This window comes from Kitasatospora mediocidica KCTC 9733 (genome assembly GCF_000744225.1).
GTDB lineage: Bacteria > Actinomycetota > Actinomycetes > Streptomycetales > Streptomycetaceae > Kitasatospora > Kitasatospora mediocidica.
This window is the reverse complement of the sequence record NZ_JQLN01000005.1, coordinates 47,005-64,617: the sequence shown is the minus strand read 5'-3', so window position 1 is coordinate 64,617 and position 17,613 is coordinate 47,005. Positions and strand designations below refer to the sequence as shown.

Below are 17,613 nucleotides of genomic sequence, written 5' to 3'. Positions count from 1 at the left end.
TCGATTTCCTCGACTTCCCGCGCTGCGCTGTTTTCGGCCCACGGTTCGATGGATAAACCTGAACGTGTCCCTTCACCTCGGGGGGCGGGTGCGTTAACGTCTTCAAGCCAGTGACGGCATTCGATCTCCGGTTCAGCGCAGCGCCAACTCGTCTCCACCAGGCCGCAGGAGAGCGCTTTGAAGATCTTGAAGAGTGTTCGGCTCCGCAATCGTCTACTGGTGGCCCCGGCCGTTCTGGGCCTGGCCCTCACCGCCGCCTGCTCCAACAGCTCCTCGTCGGACGGTCATCAGGGCGCCACCGCCACGCTCACCGGCGACTGCGCCAAGTACCAGCCCTACGCCGGGCACGCCGGGACGAAGGTGACGATGTTCGCCTCGATCCTCAGTCCCGAGTCGGACTCACTGCAGAAGTCCTGGTCCGATTTCAGTACTTGTACTGGCATCAAGATTTCCTACGAGGGCTCCAACGACTTCGAGTCCCAGCTCCCGGTCCGGGTGGCCGGCGGCAACGCACCCGATCTTGCGATCATTCCGCAGCCCGGTCTGCTCGCCCAGATGGTCAAGACCGGAAAGGTCGTCAAACCGCCGGCCCAGACCGTCGACAACGAGAACAAGTGGAGCCCGGTCTGGAAGACCTACGGCTCGGTCAACGGGACGTTCTACGCGGCCCCGATGAGTGCCAACATGAAGTCGCTGGTCTGGTATTCGCCCAAGGCCTTCCAACAGGCCGGCTACCAGGTGCCGAAGACCTGGGCCGACCTGATGGCACTCAGCGACAAGATCGCCAAGGCCGGGGGCAGCAAGCCCTGGTGCGGCGGGATCAGCTCCGGCACGGCCACCGGCTGGCCCGCCACCGACTGGCTGGAGGAGGTGGTCCTCGGCGGCCAGGGCGGTGACGTCTACGACAAGTGGGTCAACCACACCGTCAAGTTCAGCGATCCGCCGATCAGCGCCGCGATGCACACCGTGGCCGACTGGATGCAGAACCCGGCCTGGGTCAACGCCGGTATCGGCGACGTGAAGTCGATCGCCACCACGACCTTCCAGGACGCCGGTGCGCCGATCCTGACCAACAAGTGCTGGATGCTCCAACAGGCTTCGTTCTACGAGGCGCAGTGGCCCAAGACCACCAAGGTCGCGCCGGACGGTGACGTCTTCGCCTTCCAGCTGCCCGCGGTGAACCCGGCGGTCGCCAACCCGGTCGAGGGCGGTGGCGAGTTCGTGGCCGCGTTCTCCAGCCGGCCGGAGGTCCAGGCGGTGCAGAACTACCTGTCCACCGCGGACTGGGCGAGCAGCAGGATCAAGGTCGCCACCGGGTGGGTCTCGGCCAACCAGGGGGTCGACAAGAGCCTCTACACCGACCCGATCGACCAGCTGTCGGCCGCCGCGCTGACCGACCCGGCTGCCACCTTCCGCTTCGACGCCTCGGACATGATGCCCGCGGCCGTCGGTGCGGGCCAGGAGTGGAAGTCGCTGACGGCCTGGTTCGCCGAGGGGCAGTCGATCCAGCGGGTGGCCGCCGACATCGACGCGGCCTGGCCGCAGTAGCCCGCGCCGTTCGCCCTTTGAGCGTCCCTGGCCCGTCGCAGGAAGGACACCGTGCGCATGCCCCTTTCCGGCGCCCAACTCGCCGACTCCGCCTGGAACGACGCCGCGATCAAGCTGGGCAACAGCCTCGGCGCGATCGCCGGCTTCCTGGGCATCCTCCTGGTGGTCTTCTTCGTGGCGGGCCGGGCGACCGGGCGGTTCGGGCGGCCCACGGCGATCGCGGTATTCCTCGGCCCCGCCGTGCTGCTGCTCCTGGTCGGGCTGGTGGCGCCGCTGATCCGCACCGTCTACCTGAGCTTTCGCAATGACGACAGCACCCGCTTCCTCGGCGGCAAGAACTACGGCTGGGCGCTGACCACCGACTCGATCCACCAGGTGCTGCTCAACACCCTGCTCTGGCTGCTGGTCGCCCCCGTGGTGGCGACCGGCCTCGGCCTGGCCCTGGCCCTGGCCGTGGAGCGGATGAAGTGGCAGGCGCTCTACAAGTCGCTGGTCTTCATGCCGATGGCGGTCTCGCTGGTCGGCGCGAGCATCATCTGGAAGTTCGTCTACGAGGCCCGCGAGGCGGGCCAGCCGCAGATCGGCCTGCTCAGCGAGGTGGTGATCCGGCTCGGCTGGAAACACCCGCCCAACTGGATCCTCGACCACCCGCTGAACGACTTCCTGCTGATGGCCGTGATGGTCTGGGTGCAGACCGGCTTCGCCATGGTGGTGCTCTCCGCCGCGATCAAGGCGATCCCGGACGAGGTGACCGAGGCCGCCCGGCTGGACGGGGCCGGCGGCCTGCGGCTGTTCTGGTACGTCACGGTCCCGATGATCCGCACCACGCTGGTCGTGGTGCTCACCACCGTCATGATCGTCACGTTGAAGGCGTTCGACATCGTGCGCACCATGACCGGCGGCAACTTCGGCACCCAGGTGCTCGCCAACGAGATGTACTCGCAGTCCTTCGTGCAGTTCAACGTCGGGCGGGGCAGTGCGCTCGCGGTGATCCTCTTCCTCGCGGTGCTTCCGCTGGTCGCCTACAACATCGTCCAGCTGCGCAAGGAGCGGACCACCCGATGAGTACTCAGACGTCCTCGGTCACCGTGCCGTTGCCTGCGGTGAAGGCCGTACGCCGGTCCTTCAGCAGCCCGCTCGGCTCGCTCTTCGTCGTCGTGGTGACCGTCCTCTGGACGCTTCCCACCTTCGGCCTGCTGGCCACCTCGCTGCGCCACCAGCAGGACGTGGCCGACAGCGGATGGTGGAACGTCTTCACCCACCCCGAGTTGGTGCTCTCCAACTACCACACGGTGCTCTTCGAGGGCGGGTTCGGCGTCAGCGGCGGGCTGATGCCGTACCTGGTCAACTCGTTGGCCATCAGTGTCCCGGCGACGGTCTTCCCACTGGTGCTCGCGTCGATGGCCGCCTACGCGCTGGCCTGGGTGCGGTTCCGGGGGAGCGACACCCTCTTCTTCGTGATCTTCGCCTTGCAGGTGGTGCCGTTGCAGATGGCGCTGATCCCACTGCTCCAGCTGTTCTCCGGGGGCGCCCACCTCGGCTCGTTCACCGTCCTGCCGTCCTTCGACCTGGCCGGTACCTACCTGCCGGTCTGGCTCGCGCACACCATGTTCGCGCTGCCGTTGGCGATCTTCCTGCTGCACAACTTCATCTCCCAGCTGCCCAGGGACCTGATGGAGGCGGCGGTGGTGGACGGCGCCTCGCACTTCCGGATCTTCCGGTCGATCGTCCTGCCGCTCTGCGCGCCGGCGCTGGCCTCGTTCGCGATCTTCCAGTTCCTCTGGGTCTGGAACGACCTGCTGGTGGCGCTGACCTTCGCGGGCGGCACCCCGGACGTCGCGCCGATGACCGTGCGGCTGGCGCAGCTCTCCGGATCGTTCGGCGGGCGCTGGGAGCTGCTCACCGCCGGGGCGTTCCTGTCGATCATCATTCCGCTGATCGTCTTCTTCAGTCTCCAGCGGTACTTCGTGCGAGGCCTGCTCGCCGGCTCGGTCAAGGGCTGACCCGGTCCGGCGCGGTGACCGGTCCGGCCGCCGTAGGGTGAAGCGAACGCCCGACCCTCTGCGCGAAGGACCGCCCGCCATGCCGTACACCCCGCCGACCCACAGTGTGGAGCGCTCCCTGCGCCGCGCCGGAGCGACCGTCGTGGTGGGCCTGGACGAGGTGGGGCGCGGCGCCTGGGCCGGGCCGGTGACCGTGGGCGCCGCCGTGACCGGCATGCGCCGCCCGCCCGAGGGGCTGACCGACTCCAAGCTCCTCACCGAGCGCCGCCGCAACCAGCTCGCCCCGGTCCTGGAGGACTGGGTCACCGCGCACGCCCTCGGCCACGCCTCCGCCCAGGAGTGCGACGAACTCGGCATGACGGCGGCGCTGCGCCTCGCGGCCGAGCGGGCCCTGGAGGCGCTGCCGGTTCGTCCGGATGCGGTGATCCTGGACGGCAAGCACGACTACCTCGGCGGTTCGTGGAACGTGCGCACGGTGATCAAGGGTGACCAGAGCTGCGTCTGCGTCGCGGCGGCGTCGGTGCTGGCCAAGGTGCACCGGGACGGCGTGATGGCCGAGCTCGCGCCGCAGTACCCGGCGTTCGGCTTCGAGGACAACGCGGGCTACCCGTCGCCGGTGCACCGGGCCGCGCTGGAGGAGTTCGGACCGACCGAGTACCACCGGCTCTCCTGGGCTTACCTGGACGCGTTGCCGCAGTGGCGGCATCTCAAGATCATCCGCGAGCTGCCGGCCGCCGCCGACGGCAGCGAGCAGCTCACGCTGGGCTTTTGACGGACGGTCAGCGCAGGTCGGTGCCGGTGCGCTGCGCCGATCGAGTCGTCTGCGGGGCGTCCAACAGGTGGGGCGCCCGTGCGCAGCCGACCGGCATTTGATAGATATCCGGGTATGCCTGTCTTCCCCGAGGAGCCGGAGATTCACGAGAGCATCCCGGGCCCCGGCGTTCCCTTCCCCCGCGAGTCGGACGCACAAGCCCCCAGCACGCCTGCCGCCGGCGGCGTTTCCCCTGTCCACCCCGCCCCTGCGGGCGCTGCCGTCCCCGGGCCCCGGCCCGGACCGCCGCGCCCCGCGGCGCCGCGCCCCGGCCCGCCGCGGCCCGGTCCGCGTGCGGCGCAGATCCCGATGCCCGGACCGCGCCGGGCCCCGGCCGGCCCGACCGTCCAACTGCTGCCGTCCACCCCGGCCGCAGCCCTGGACCGCGCGGACGAGGCGGTCGACCAGCTGTTGGAGTCGGGGCGCGACCCCGGCGACATCCTGGTGCTGACCGCGAGCACGCCGCATCCGTGGCACCAGCACGAACTCTCCTTCGGGGAGCAGCACTACTGGGCGCAGCTGGCCGAGGGCACCGACGTCTTCTACGCGGACCTGGCGACCTCCCGCTCGTTCCGCCGCGAGGTCGTCGTGCTGGTCCTCGACGGTGCGTCGGCGGCCCGTGCGACACAGGCGCTGCAGAAGGCGCTCACCCATGCGGGTGCGCTGCTGCTGGTCTGCGGCGCCACGGCGGGACTGGCCGGACACCAGGCCGTCGGCGGACAGTCCGTCCGGGCCTGACCGGGTCGCGCCGCGTCGGTGGCGCGGCGCGACCCGTCGGGTCTGCCCGGGGTCAGCTGCTGCTGCCCCGCCCCCGCCCCCGCCCCCGCACTCAGTGCGCGGCGCGCCGTACGTGCTCGGACTCGGACGGAACTCCCGGGTACCAGGCCCAGGCGGAACGCGCGATCTCCTGCCCGGCACGCCCGTCGTCGATCCCCCGCGTCGGCAGTGCGGAGACGGCCCGCACCGGACGTTCGGCCCAGGACCCGGCGTGCGGGGTGCGACCCACGCGGTCGTCGCCGAAGGCCTGCCAGCCGGCCGGGGTCATGGCCACGTACGCACCGCACCGCAGACCGTGCAGCGACGAGGCGTCGCGCAGGGCCCACATCCAGGCGCCGTCCTCCTCCGTCCAACCGGGATCGCCCTCGCGGCAGCGCAGCAGCACGGCGGTCCGCCGAGGTGTGACGAGTCGAAGGTCGTGCGGGATCACCCGCCGCAGCTGGCCGAGGATCGCGTTCCGGTGGTGCCAGCCGTCCGTCACATGGGGGCGGGTCGTCACGGAGGCGGAGGCCACCACCCGGTGGTCACCGTCCAGTACGGCGACCACGCTGGTGCCCGGCGGGGGCAGATGGCGCTGGTGCAACTCGCTGACCAGGTCGCGTGGATCGCGCAGCGGCGGCACCGCCGTGTTCGTCCAGCTCTCCAGATCGATGCTCCGCCGTGGGACGGAGGGGAGCCGGTCGCGGTCGATCCCGTGACTCACGTTCCTCCTTCCCAGGGCCCGCGGAGCGTGCGGGCGCGTGCGTACGCCGAAGACGCGGTCCGGAGGACCGAGCTCGGGGGTACCGGGCAATTGTCACGTCAGATGGGCCTCAGCGGCAACGACGCACTGGCGAATCCCGCCCAAAAGGTCTGTGTCCGTTGGATATATTCCCCAGATGGCCCGCCCTCATCCGGGTATCGAGGCCGCCGAAATCTCACGAAGCGGCAGCCGTGGGCGCCGACGGAATCTCGCCCCGCGCTCTCGCCTCCCTCGTCCCTCCCTCCCCCTGGCTACCCCTGCACCGCCAGCACCAGGGGCAGCACGGCTGCGGCGCCGGACCGACGGAGCAGCCGGGCCGCCACCGTGACCGTCCAGCCGCTGTCGACCAGATCGTCCACCAGCAGGACGGGCCCGGGCGTGGCGGCGAGGGCCTCGGCGAGCCCGGGGGACAGCACCAGCGACCCGGCCAGCGAGTGCAGGCGCTGCGCGCTGTTGCTCCGGGCGCCCTGCGGCGCGCGGCCGTCCGCGTACTCGACCCGGCCGAGCAACGGGAGCCGGCCGATCGCCCCGATCCGGGCGCCCAGGCTGGCGACCAGCTCGGGCCGGGAGGCGGACGCCATCGTGACGACGCCCACCGGCCGGGCGGTCTCCGGGCCGCTCCCGGCCCAGCCGCCCGGGCCACGCGCCCAGTCCGCCAGCACGGTGACCAGCGCGTCCAGCACGTCGGGCGGTACGGGGGCGTCCGGTGCGCCGGCGGTCAGCATGGTGCGCAGCCGGCCGCCCCAGCCGATATCGGAGAGCCGGCCGAGGGCACGGCCGGACTGGGCCTGCTCGCCGGCCGGGATCCGGCCCTTGAGCGGCACACCCAGCGAGTCCATGCCGGTCGGCCAGAGCCTGCGCGGCTCGAAGGCCACACCAGGGCGGCCCAGGGCGGCCCGGGCGGCGTCCAGCGCCTCGGCGGAGACGTCCGGCTTCAGTCGCGGACCCGCGCAGACGTCGCAACGGCCGCAGGCGGTGGCCTCCTCGTCGTCCAGCTGACGGCGCAGGAACTCCATCCGGCAGCGGTCGCTGGTCGCGTATTCGCGCATCGCCTGCTGCTCGGCCTCGCGGGCGCGGGCCACCTTGGCATAGCGCTCGCCGTCGTAGGCCCAGCTCTGGCCGGTCGCGAGCCAGCCGCCGCGCACCCGGCGGACCGCGCCGTCGACGTCCAGCACCTTGAGCATGGTCTCCAGACGGGCGCGGCGAAGGTCCACCCGGGCCTCCAGGGCCGCGGTGGAGAGCGGCCGGCCGGCCTCCTCCAGGGCGGCGAGGGTGCGGCGGACCTGTTCCTCGGGCGGGAACCCGAGGGAGGCGAAGTAGCGCCAGATCGCCTCGTCCTCGCGGCCGGGCAGCAGCAGGACCTCGGCCCGGTCCACCCCGCGCCCGGCGCGGCCGACCTGCTGGTAGTAGGCGATCGGGGAGCCGGGCGAGCCGAGGTGGACCACGAAGCCCAGATCCGGCTTGTCGAAGCCCATGCCCAGCGCGGAGGTGGCCACCAGGGCCTTGACCCGGTTGGCCAGCAGATCGGCCTCGGCGCTGCGCCGCTCGGCGTCCTCGGTCCGGCCCGAGTACGAAGCGACCGGGAAGCCTCGACCGCGCAGGAAGTCGGTGACCTCGTCGGTGGCGGCCACCGTGAGGGTGTAGATGATGCCCGAACCCGGAAGCTCGTCCAGGTGGTCGGCCAGCCAGCCCAGGCGGTGTGCCGGATCCGGGAGCGAGAGCACGGCGAGGCTCAGGCTCTCGCGGTCCAGCGGGCCGCGCAGCACCAGGGCACGGCCGTCGGAGCCGGCCGTGCCCAGCTGCTCGGCGACGTCCTCGGTCACCCGGGCGTTGGCGGTCGCGGTGGTCGCGAGCACCGGGACGCCGGGGGACAGCTCCGCGAGCATGGTGCGCAGTCGGCGGTAGTCGGGCCGGAAGTCGTGTCCCCAGTCGGAGATGCAGTGCGCTTCGTCGACCACCAGCAGGCCGGTGGAGGCGGCGAGCTTGGGCAGCACCTGGTCGCGGAAGTCGGGGTTGTTCAGCCGCTCGGGGCTGACCAGCAGGATGTCCACCGAGCCGGCCGCGACCTCGGCCTGAATCTCGTCCCACTCCTCCGGGTTGGCGGAGTTGATCGTGCGGGCCTGGATACCGGCTCGGGCCGCGGAGTCCACCTGGTTGCGCATCAGGGCGAGCAGCGGCGAGACGATCACCGTCGGGCCCGAGCCGGCCGCGCGCAGCAGCGCGGTCGCGATGAAGTAGACGGCCGACTTGCCCCAACCGGTGCGCTGGACGACCAGCGCCCGGCGGCGGTCCAGGACCAGCGCCTCGATGGCCAGCCACTGGTCCTCGCGCAGCTGGGCCGCGGGGCCGGCGAGTTCTCGCAGCACCGCCTCGGCGCGGGCGCGGGCCGCCGCACGATCGGCGGGGGTGGGAGCGAGGTCGGCGGAGGCTGGGGCGGAGGCGGCTGGGGCGGGGGACGTGGCGTGCGGCTCGGGCTGGTCCATGGGGTCCATGAAACAGCGTGCGGCGGACAGCAGGCCAACCGCTGCTCCGAACCTGTGGACAACTGGGCGCGCAGGCGCGGGGCGACTCACCCGTTCGGAGGCGTGTACGGCCATGTGGGTGCTGGTGATTGTCCCCAGGGAGGCGGTTTTCCACAGGAAAAAAGAGATTCGGACCGCGCGGCCGAATCGGTCGCACTCTTCCGTCATGACTCACGACGACACCACTCGCCCGTTCCGCGCTGAACGCCCCGGCCGGCTCCCCGGCCGACTCTCCGGTGGGCTGCCGGTCAAGATGCGCAGTCCGGCCGACATGGCCGCGATGCTGCCCTACCTGCTGGGCTTCTACCCCGACGACAGCATCGTCGCCGTCGGACTCCAGGGCCCGTCCTTCCGCCAGGGCGGGGTGATCCGGCTCGACATCCCGGACGCCCCGCTGAGCTGGCCCTTCATCGCCGAGGAGAGCGCCCGGCTGCTGCTGGAGCTCTCCGAGGAGCGCGACCGCCGCCCGGCGGCCGTCCTGCTGTACCTGTGCCGGGATTCGACGCCCGGCGCGCTCCCGGTGGCGAGTGCGCTGCGCCCGCTGGCCGATCTTCTGGTCGGGGCCTTCCGGGCCCAGGACCTCCCGGTGAAGGAGGCCCTCTGCCTCTCGGACGGCCGTTGGCGGTCGTTCCTCTGTCTGGATCCGGCCTGCTGCGATCCGGCGGGGACGCCCGTCCACTCCGGGCAGGACCCGGGGGTGGCGGTGGCTGCGGCGACCTTCGCGGGCCTGGCGCCGCGCGGCAGCCGCAGGGCCATCACGGACGCGCTCGGGCCGGTCACCGGGCCCGTCGCCGAGCGGCAGCGCACGGCGCTCGAGCACCGGGCGGACGCCCTGCGGGCGGCAGTCGGTGAGCGGGACGGCCGGGACCGGCTGCTCGACAGCACCGGGCGCCTGCTCGACGAGGTGATGGCCGAGTTCCAGGCCGGAGCCCTGCTGCTGGACGACGAGCGTACGGCGCGCCTGATTCTCGGCCTGCAGGACAAGATCAGCCGGGACCGGGCGGCGGAGTACGCCGAACCGGAGGAACTCGCCCACGCCCAGCGTCTGTGGCGGTTCCTGGCCCGGCGCTGCGTTCCGCCGTTCCAGGACTGCGCGGCCGCGCCGCTGACGCTGCTGGCCTGGACGGCCTGGCTCGCCGGCGACAGCGCCACCAGCCGGGTGGTGCTGGCGAGGGCGCTCGATCTGGACCAGGACTACACACTCGCCCAACTGCTCTACCACTCGCTCAACGGCGGTCTGGAGCCCGATCAGCTCCGGGAGACCGTCCGGGCCGAGCGCTCCCGGCGCTCCCGGCCCGGTGCTCCGGGCTCCGCAGACGCGGACGGCCCGGAGCGGCCGAGCGGCCGTGTCCCTGGCGGCGACGGTTCACGGGCCCCCGCGGACGGTTCCGGCCGACCCGGCTCCACCGATCCGGACAGCGCCACCCGCTCCGGCGAGTCGGGCGGGCCGCTGCCGCCGAGCCCGACCACCTCGGCCACGCAGGCGCTCGGCCCGCGTATTCCCGGTCAGCGCTCCGGCGGGAGCCCGCCACCGCCCCGGCTCCCCGGCGAGTTCGGCCGCCCGCCCGGCTCGGACGCCCCGCCGAGCGCCGCCGGCTGTCTGGGACGGCCGGAGCGCCAGGGCGGGCGGCAAAGCCTTCGCAGCATCCACGACACCTCGATCGGAGCCTGAGATGACCACGTTCCGCCAGCCCGCACCGGCCTCATGGCACCGCAGGGCAGCTCTCCCCGGCGCGCGCCGCCCCGCGCGCCTCGGCGCGCGACGCCTTCGGCGCTTCCCGCCGGTGCGGTTCCCCGAGCCGCCCCGGTCGCCGCAGCCACCCGGGCCCGCAGGTGTAGCGGCACCCGTGCCGAACCCGCCGACCGGACCCGCTCCAACCCTGCGGGCCCGGGTGCCCGCCCTCCTGCGGCTCGCCCCACCGGCCCCGCAGACGCGCTGCCGGGCGTGGCTGCACCGGGTGGCACGCGGGCCCAAGCGGCTGCGCCGCCGCCGGTCGGGGCGGCGCGCCACCGCGCTCCCCGTCCCCCGTTCGGCGCGCGGCCGCTACAGCTCGCCGCGGGACATCCGGATCAGCCGGTCCAGGACCTGGTTGCCGCTGACCCGCAGCCCGTCGTGCTCCCACTCGTTGGTCACCCAGGTCCGGAGCCCCCGCACCGCGTCGGCCGTCGCCAGCGAGTCGGCCGTGTCCACGTACATGTCGTCGTGGTAGACCGCTGCCACCACCGGTACCTGATTCGTCGCCAGTACCTCGGGCGCGTACAGGTCGGGCCAGTCGGTGCGCTGGGCGAGCAGCTCGGCGGCCCCCCGCAGCGGGCGCAGCGCCGGGTCCGTCTCGAACATCCAGGGGTAGATCATCTCCCCGGTGAAGTGCACCGGGCTCCCCGCCTCCAGCGCCCGCACGGCGTCGAACTCCGGGAACTCACTCCGGACGCGCTGAGCGGCCCAGTCGGTCGCGCCCGGGTCGACGGAACGCTGCCCGTAGATGGATTCGTGCAGCACGGCGTAGAGCGGCCCGTCCGCGTACGAGAGCTTCGCCTGGGCCCCGGCAAGGAAGGTGTCGGACAGTTCCAGTCCCGCGCTGCCGCGGACCCAGGCCTCCTCCAGCAGGTAGTGCAGCGAGTCCGAGCCACTGCCGGAGCCGAGCAGCAGGCCGAGCGCCTGGAAGGCCTCCACCGTCAGCAGACCGCCGTCGGGCAGTGGGGCCGCCGATGTCGCGAGGTGCTCGGCGATCCGGCGGACCGCCTCGACGTCCTGCGGGTAGCGGGCGTAGTGCCCCTTGTTCTTCCGTGCGACCCGGGGGTAGGCGGCCCGGTACACGTCAGCGGCGCTGCTCCGCAGCCCGGCCAGACCGCCCGTGACCATGGCCTCCCGCAGGCTCTCGGGTGCGAGCGAGAGGTAGGTCAGCGTGCAGAAGCCACCGAAGCTCTGACCGAGCAGGCTCCACTGGCCCTGCTCCCCGATCAGCTGGCGCCGGATCAGTTCGGCGTCCCGGACGATCGAGTCGGCCCGGAAGAACGCGAGGTACTCCGCCTGCTCCTGCGCGCTGCCGCGCAGCAGGAGGGTCTGCCGGGTCGCGGGGGTCGACCGGCCGGTGCCGCGCTGGTCGAGGAGCAGCACCCGGTAGTCGTCCAGCGCACGGTCCAGCCAGGAGTCCCGCCCCAAGGGCCGGTTGGCCTTCCCGCCCGGTCCGCCCTGGAGGTAGAGCAGCCACGGCAGGTCGGCCCGTTCCTTGCCTGCCGCCACGACCTCCCGTGCGTAGACCTCGATCTGCTCACCCTGGGGTACCTGGTGGTCCAGGGGTACCTGGAACAGATGATCGGTCAGGACGATCCCGGGCTGTCGGCTGACGACGGACATGAAGCTCCTCGGTCTGTGCTCGATCTGCTGGGCTGTCGCATCGGGCCGGCTGCGCCGGGTGCGACGCCCGCGCTGTTCACGGGCGGCCCCAGGCGCCGGTCGGAGGTCGTTCCGACGGAGGTGGCGCCACCCCGGCACCGTATCCTGACGCCGAGTGCGCCGGACCGGGGCCGTCAGGACCCGGCAGCCAGCGTCTTTGCGCCACAGCGACGGGTACCGAGAACCGGCGTCTGTCGAACCGCACGGCCTACCGATCCGAGCCGCCGTCGCCTTGGGCGTGACCTGCGCCCGGTGCACCGCGTTCACTCTGCGGGGCACCGCCGAGGCCGCAGCGCACGAGGGTGCCGCGTGCGGGAGAGCGGGCACCCGGTGCGTCCGGATCTGCCATACCGTGACCCCGGTGCTCCGAGGTGGACCGCCCGGGAGGATCCGAGCGAGCGCACGACGACGCACGGCAGCCGCGGCCCACGGGCCCGCCCTGCCGGCCGACAGGAGGAGATCCCGGTGACGGCCCCCAGGCCAGCACAGACTGCGATGCCGGCCGAGACGGTCGGCGGGTCCCGGCCCGCGACCCAGGGGCGTCCCGAGCCCGTGGCCGCCGGTCCCGTCCGTCCCGCCGCGCAGGCACGACGGCAGCCCGTCTCCACCCACGGCGACGTGCTCTGCGTCAACGCCCCGGCGATGGCGGCATCCGGCCCCGACGGGCAGCTGCGCGGCGAGGGGCTGCACGGGTTCTTCCGTTCCGGCATCCGCATGCTCAGCCGGGTGGAGCTCAGGCTGGGCGGGATCGAGCCGCTGGCCCTGCAGGGGGATCTCTCCTCCGCGGCCCAGGCGCGGTTCCTCGCCGCGGTGCGCACCCCCGGCGATCTGGACCCCGATCCCGCGCTGACGGTGGAGCGCCTGCGGCACGCCGACGGGGTGGAGACGATCACGGTCCGCAACGCGGGCAGCAGGCCGGCCCGCCTCCCTCTGGAGATCACGCTCGGCACGGATCTGGGCAACCTTGCCGAGATCGCGGCCGGGCAGCGCTCCCCGGACGTCGCCGGACAGGTCCAGTCGGCCGGGCTGCGCTGGTCCGGCCGTGGCTACGGCGCCGTCGTTTCGGCCCGGCCCTCGCCGCACGCCGTGCTGGCCGGGGCGGGTGTGCTGCGCTGGGATCTGGAGATTCAGCCGGGGGCCCGCTGGTCCGTCGAGCTGCACGTGGAGCTGGAGACCGCGCCGACGGTGGCCCGCCCGCCGATCGGTCGGGGAGCGGGCGTCCCGCTGCCCTGGCCGGACCTGGCGATCCGCTGTGACGACTCACGCGCCGAGCTGCTCGTGCGGCGCTCACTGGACTCGCTCGGCGGCCTGCTGCTCGCCGACTCCGACCGGCCGACCGATCTGTACGCGGCGTCCGGTGCGCCGTGGAGATTCGGGCTGGCCGCCGCCGACGCCCTCTGGGCGGCCCGCTACACCCTCCCGCTGGGCACCCGGCTGGCCGGCGGCACGCTGCGAGCGCTGGCACGCCGTCAGCAGAGCGGGCCAGGGCCGTTCGGGCGGGCGGACGGCATCGTCCCCGGGGCACTTCGCCATGCCGGTCCGGAACTACCGCCCTCCTGCACGGCCACTGAGGCCACCCTGCTCTTCGTCACCGTGCTGGCCGAGGCCTGGCGCTGGGGGCTGCCGCGGCAGGAGGTGCTGGAGCTGCTCCCGGCCGCCGAGCGCGCGCTGGGCGCGCTGCGGGCGACAGCGGAGAGCAGCGTCGTCGAGGGCTTCGTCACCGATCTGGGGCGGTCGCCCGACGACCGGGCCGGCTACCCTCCGGCCGCCCGTTGCGAGGTGCAGGCCCAGGCACACCGTGCCGCGTTGCACGGGGCGGAGCTCCTGGACGCGTTCGGGCGCCCCGGCGGGGCGCAGTGGCGGGAGTGGGCGGCGGGCCTGCGCGGCCGCTTCCGGGAGCGGTTCTGGGTCGACGATCTGTCGGGCGGCCGACCGGCCGCCGCGCTGACCGCTGACGACCGCACGCTGTCCGCCGTGGCCGCCTCCTTCGTCCATCTGCTGGACCTCGGGCTGGCGGCGGAGGGCGAATCCCTGCCGGGCCTCCTGGACCGTGAGCAGACGAGACTGCTGGCACAACGGCTGGCGGCGCCGGAGCTGGACTGCGGCTGGGGCCTGCGAACGCTCAGCTCCAAGTCGGCACGGTTCAACCCGCTGGGCCACCGGAGCGGGGCCGTGCGGGTCCAGGAGAGCGCCATGGCGGTGTCCGGGCTGGCGGAGGCCGGGTTCGAACGCGAGGCCGGCGCACTGCTGGAGGGATTGCTGGCGGCTGCCGCGCACAGCGGCGGACGGCTCCCCGAGATGTACGCGGGGGAGCAGCGGCTGCCGGACTGCCCGCCCGTTCCGCATCCCGCCGCCTGCCGGCCGGCCGCGGTCTCGGCGGCCGCCGCCGCGCACGCGGTCTTCGCGCTGGCCGGTGTGCGGCCCGACGTGCCGGCCCGCCGCGTGGTGGTCAGGCCCGCCAGTACGGCGCCGGTGGGGGAGTTGGAGCTCTCCGGGCTGCGGGTGGCGGGCGAGCCGTTCGCGGTCAGGATCAGCCGGATCGGTGTGGCGGTGGTCGAGGAGGCTTCCCCCGACCTCCAGCTGGGAGCTCGCTGACACCGGCCCGGGCTTGTCGCGATCTCACGGTGTTGCGCACCTCTGTGCTTATCGTCAGAAAGACGACTATGATCGCCCTTATGTCGCGCTATGACCCGTCGGCCTTCCCCCCATTCGCAGTCACGGTCGACCTGGTGGTGCTGACTGTCAGGGAGCACGCGCTCTGCGCGCTGCTGGTTCGCCGAGGCGAGCCGCCCTTCCAGGGCTACTGGGCCCTGCCCGGCGGCTTCGTGCGCCCGGATGAGGGACTCGGCGAGGCGGCCTCCCGCGAGCTGGCGGAGGAGACCGGCCTGCGCGCCCACGCGACGCCCGGACAGGGCAGCTCCGGCGCGCATCTGGAGCAGCTGGCCACCTACGGGCACCCGCAGCGCGACCCGCGGATGCGGGTGGTGAGCGTGGCGCACCTGGCCCTGGCGCCGGACCTGCCGACCCCTAAGCCGGGTGGCGACGCCCGCGGAGCCCGCTGGGCACCGGTCGGCGATCTGCTCGGCCCCGCCCTGGCGGATCACGAGCCACTCGCCTTCGACCACGCACTGATCCTCGCCGAGGGCGTCGAGCGGGCCCGCTCCAAGATCGAGTACTCCGCGCTGGCCACCGCCTTCTGCCCCAAGGAGTTCACCGTGGGGGAGCTGCGTCGGGTCTACGAGGCGGTCTGGGGTGTGGTCCTCGACCCGCGCAACTTCCACCGCAAGGTCACCGGCACACCCGGCTTCCTGGTCCCCTCGGGCGGCACCACGACCCGTCAGGGCGGCCGCCCGGCACAGCTGTTCACCGCCGGAGGGGCGACCGTCCTCAACCCGCCGATGCTCCGCCCGGAGTCGTGACCGGACTCGTGACCGGACTCGTGACCGCAGGCTGACCCGACGTCGCCTGATCGGGTGAGGCGGGCCGTCGAGTTGCCCGTGCCGCTTCCGCAATGCCCGGTTTCTCCCCCCGCCCGTCCTAGGGTGCTGGGACCGGGGCGACCTGTGCCGTCCCGCGCCAGGGCAGCCGAGCAAGTGGGAGCAGCCAGTGATGATCCAGGTCAACGGCCTCACCAAGGCCTACCGCCGCGGCCGTCGTCCGGCGCTGCTCGACCTCGGCTTCGACGTCCGGCCCGGCAGCGTCACGGCACTTCTGGGGCCGACCGACGCCGGCAAGACCACCGCGCTTCGCCTGATGCTCGAACTGGAGCAGGGCCAGGGCGTGACCCTCTTCAACGGACGGACCTATCGCCGGCTGCGCCGACCGGAGCGCGAGGTCGGTGTGCTGCTCCCGACCGGCCACGGTGCGCCGGGCAACCCGGGCCGCACGGCTCGCGGCCACCTGCGGATGCTCGCCGCCGCGGTCGGCGCGCCGGCCCGGCGGGCCGAGGAACTGCTGGAACAGACCCGGCTCGCGACGGTGGCCGACCACCGCCTGCGATCGTTCTCGCCGGGCATGAGCCGCCGCCTGGAGCTTGCGGTGGCCCTGCTGGGCGAGCCGAACACCCTGCTGCTCGACGCCCCCACCCAAGGCCTCTCACCGCGCAACGCCGAGTGGCTGCACGCCTTCCTGCGGGCCTTCCCAGCCGGTGGCGGGACGGTGCTGGTCACCACACGCAGCCCGCAGGAGGCCGCACTCCTGGCGGATCGGGTGGTGACCCTGGACGACGGACGGATGGTCGCGGACCAGCCGATCAGCGACTTCCGCCGGACCAGGCTGCACCCGGAGGTGGCAGTGCGCGGTCCGCAGATGGCGCGCCTCGCCGACCTGGTGCGGGCCCAGGGCGCGCAGGTCCGGCAGGACGGCGGCGCGGGCATCGCGGTGAGCGGGTTGGAGCGTACGGAGATCGGGGAGCTGGCCTACCGCAGCGGAATTCTGCTGCACGAGCTGGCGGACCGGGTCGTGGAGCAGCCGGCTCCACGGGCCCAACAGGTCACCGCGGCGCGCAGCGCGGCGCCGCCTGCCGTACAGCTGCTGGCGTCGACGCAGCCGGTGGCGACGGTCGGGGCGGCGCGCCAGAGCCGCGAGCTTCCGGCCGCGAGCCCAGCCCCGACGTCGCACCAGCAGCCGCACCCGCACTCGTCCCGCCCCGAATCCGCCGGGGGATCGACCGCCACGGTCGCGTTCCCGCTCGCCACCGCCGTCGCCCCCACTGCTCACACTGCCCCCGCCGTCTCCCCCGGATCCGCCCACGGCCCGGAAACCGACCTCATCCCCGAGCCCCTGACCGGGCCCGACCACTGGAACGGGTGACCCTGTGCGCGTCCTGGCCTACGAGGGGCGGCGGCTGCTCGGCCTCCGTTCGACCTGGCTGATCCTTGTCGCCGCGCTGCTCGCCGACGCGGCCGTCGCAGCGGTGGCCTCTCGGCAGGCGGCCCCCGGGCCACTGTCGGTGACCGAGGGGACCCGCCTGATCACCGCGGCCCTGCCACTGCTGCCGATCCCGCTCGCCGCCCTGGCAGCAGGGGCGCTGGGCGCACTCGCCCCGGCCCACGAGGTCCGGCACCCGGGCCTGGCGGCCTCGCAGGTCCGCTACCTGACCCGGCTGCGCCTGCTGGCGGGCAAGCTCACCGTCAACGCCGTGGTCTCGGCACTCCTGGCCGCCCTCTCGCTGGCGGTGGACGCCGTGGTCGTCCGCTTCGCCCTGCCGCCGGGCACCTCGGCCGCCCGCCTCTACGCGCCGACGCTGTTGCGGGCCGATCCGCGCCCGCTCCTGGTGCTGGTGACCTTCGCCGCCGTGGTGGTCGCGGCCGGCTGGACGGGACTGCTGGCCGCCGCGCTGACCCGCAGTGCCGCTGCCGGCATCATCCTGTTCTGCGCGCTGCCGACCCTGGTCGAGCCCGTCGCGGCGGCGCTGGCGGAGCGCGCCGGGGCGGGGTGGGCGGTCCGTGCCGGGGAGGCGCTTCCGCTCCAGTACGGCGTGGACCGGCTCTACGGCGCCGGCAGCGGGCTCCGGCCGGCCGGGCTGGCGGAGTCGGTGGGATCGGCGGGTGCGTCGCTGTCGTCGGGCCCCCTCGCCTCATTGTTCGAGCTGGCCGACCCGCTCGCCGTGGCGGCCCTGCTCGCCCCGGTCGCCCTGCTGATGCTGGGCTGCCTGCTGGCGCAGGTGCGTCGCCGCTCGCTGTGACGTAGCGGCCTGACCGCCCGACCGCCCGACCACCCGACCGCGCGCCCGCCCGCCCGCCCTGCTCGGCCAGTCGGCCCGGTGCCTGCCGGGGGCAAAGGGAGATTCGGATTCGAACAGCCCTGCCGCG

General features: G+C 73.4%; 13 protein-coding genes. 10 read left to right on the top strand and 3 right to left on the bottom strand.

Annotation, left to right across the window (positions count from 1 at the left end; genetic code table 11):
- Positions 1-219 precede the first annotated feature (219 nt).
- The 5 genes from BS80_RS14500 (at position 220) to BS80_RS43840 (ending at position 5,100) form a co-directional block, all read left to right on the top strand.
- Positions 220-1,548, top strand: a complete 1,329-nt coding sequence (locus tag BS80_RS14500) for an ABC transporter substrate-binding protein (RefSeq protein WP_232246488.1) — start codon at positions 220-222, stop codon at positions 1,546-1,548.
- A 57-nt stretch (positions 1,549-1,605) separates the two neighbouring features.
- Positions 1,606-2,613 (top strand): carbohydrate ABC transporter permease, encoded by a 1,008-nt coding sequence (locus tag BS80_RS14495; protein ID WP_035797646.1) that lies wholly within the window; start codon positions 1,606-1,608, stop codon positions 2,611-2,613.
- Positions 2,610-3,551 carry a carbohydrate ABC transporter permease gene (locus tag BS80_RS14490; RefSeq protein WP_035797645.1) on the top strand — a complete coding sequence of 314 codons (942 nt, stop codon included), beginning with the start codon at positions 2,610-2,612 and terminating at the stop codon, positions 3,549-3,551. Before BS80_RS14495 ends, BS80_RS14490 begins: the two co-directional genes overlap by 4 nt.
- 79 nt (positions 3,552-3,630) lie before the next feature.
- Complete coding sequence (locus BS80_RS14485) at positions 3,631-4,323, top strand: ribonuclease HII (protein ID WP_035797643.1); 693 nt, start codon at positions 3,631-3,633, stop codon at positions 4,321-4,323.
- 348 nt (positions 4,324-4,671) lie between these two features.
- Positions 4,672-5,100, top strand: a complete 429-nt coding sequence (locus BS80_RS43840; protein WP_051966624.1) for a hypothetical protein — start codon at positions 4,672-4,674, stop codon at positions 5,098-5,100.
- Positions 5,101-5,191: 91 nt separating this feature from the next.
- Here the strand turns inward: BS80_RS43840 and BS80_RS14475 are convergent, their stop codons facing one another.
- Complete coding sequence (locus BS80_RS14475) at positions 5,192-5,791, bottom strand: hypothetical protein (protein ID WP_232246602.1); 600 nt, start codon at positions 5,789-5,791, stop codon at positions 5,192-5,194.
- Between the two features lie 341 nt (positions 5,792-6,132).
- Positions 6,133-8,364, bottom strand: coding sequence for a RecQ family ATP-dependent DNA helicase (locus BS80_RS14470; protein ID WP_083974726.1), 2,232 nt, complete (start codon positions 8,362-8,364; stop codon positions 6,133-6,135).
- A 205-nt stretch (positions 8,365-8,569) separates the two neighbouring features.
- Between BS80_RS14470 and BS80_RS14465 the strand changes: the two genes are divergently transcribed.
- Entirely contained in the window at positions 8,570-10,075 is a 1,506-nt protein-coding gene (locus tag BS80_RS14465) for a DUF4192 domain-containing protein (protein WP_051966623.1), read from the top strand.
- Between the two features lie 372 nt (positions 10,076-10,447).
- Here the strand turns inward: BS80_RS14465 and BS80_RS14455 are convergent, their stop codons facing one another.
- On the bottom strand, positions 10,448-11,761 hold the full coding sequence (locus BS80_RS14455) for an alpha/beta fold hydrolase (RefSeq protein WP_035797640.1): 1,314 nt from the start codon (positions 11,759-11,761) through the stop codon (positions 10,448-10,450).
- Positions 11,762-12,265: 504 nt separating this feature from the next.
- Between BS80_RS14455 and BS80_RS14450 the strand changes: the two genes are divergently transcribed.
- From BS80_RS14450 to BS80_RS14435, 4 genes are all read left to right on the top strand, one after another.
- Entirely contained in the window at positions 12,266-14,395 is a 2,130-nt protein-coding gene (locus tag BS80_RS14450; protein WP_332262172.1) for an amylo-alpha-1,6-glucosidase, read from the top strand.
- 80 nt (positions 14,396-14,475) lie between these two features.
- A complete protein-coding gene (locus tag BS80_RS14445) occupies positions 14,476-15,219 on the top strand; it encodes an NUDIX hydrolase (RefSeq protein ID WP_035797639.1) in 744 nt (247 codons plus the stop codon).
- A gap of 190 nt (positions 15,220-15,409) precedes the next feature.
- A complete protein-coding gene (locus BS80_RS14440) occupies positions 15,410-16,612 on the top strand; it encodes an ABC transporter ATP-binding protein (RefSeq protein WP_051966622.1) in 1,203 nt (400 codons plus the stop codon).
- A 4-nt stretch (positions 16,613-16,616) separates the two neighbouring features.
- Entirely contained in the window at positions 16,617-17,486 is an 870-nt protein-coding gene (locus BS80_RS14435; protein WP_035797638.1) for a hypothetical protein, read from the top strand.
- Positions 17,487-17,613: the final 127 nt, after the last annotated feature.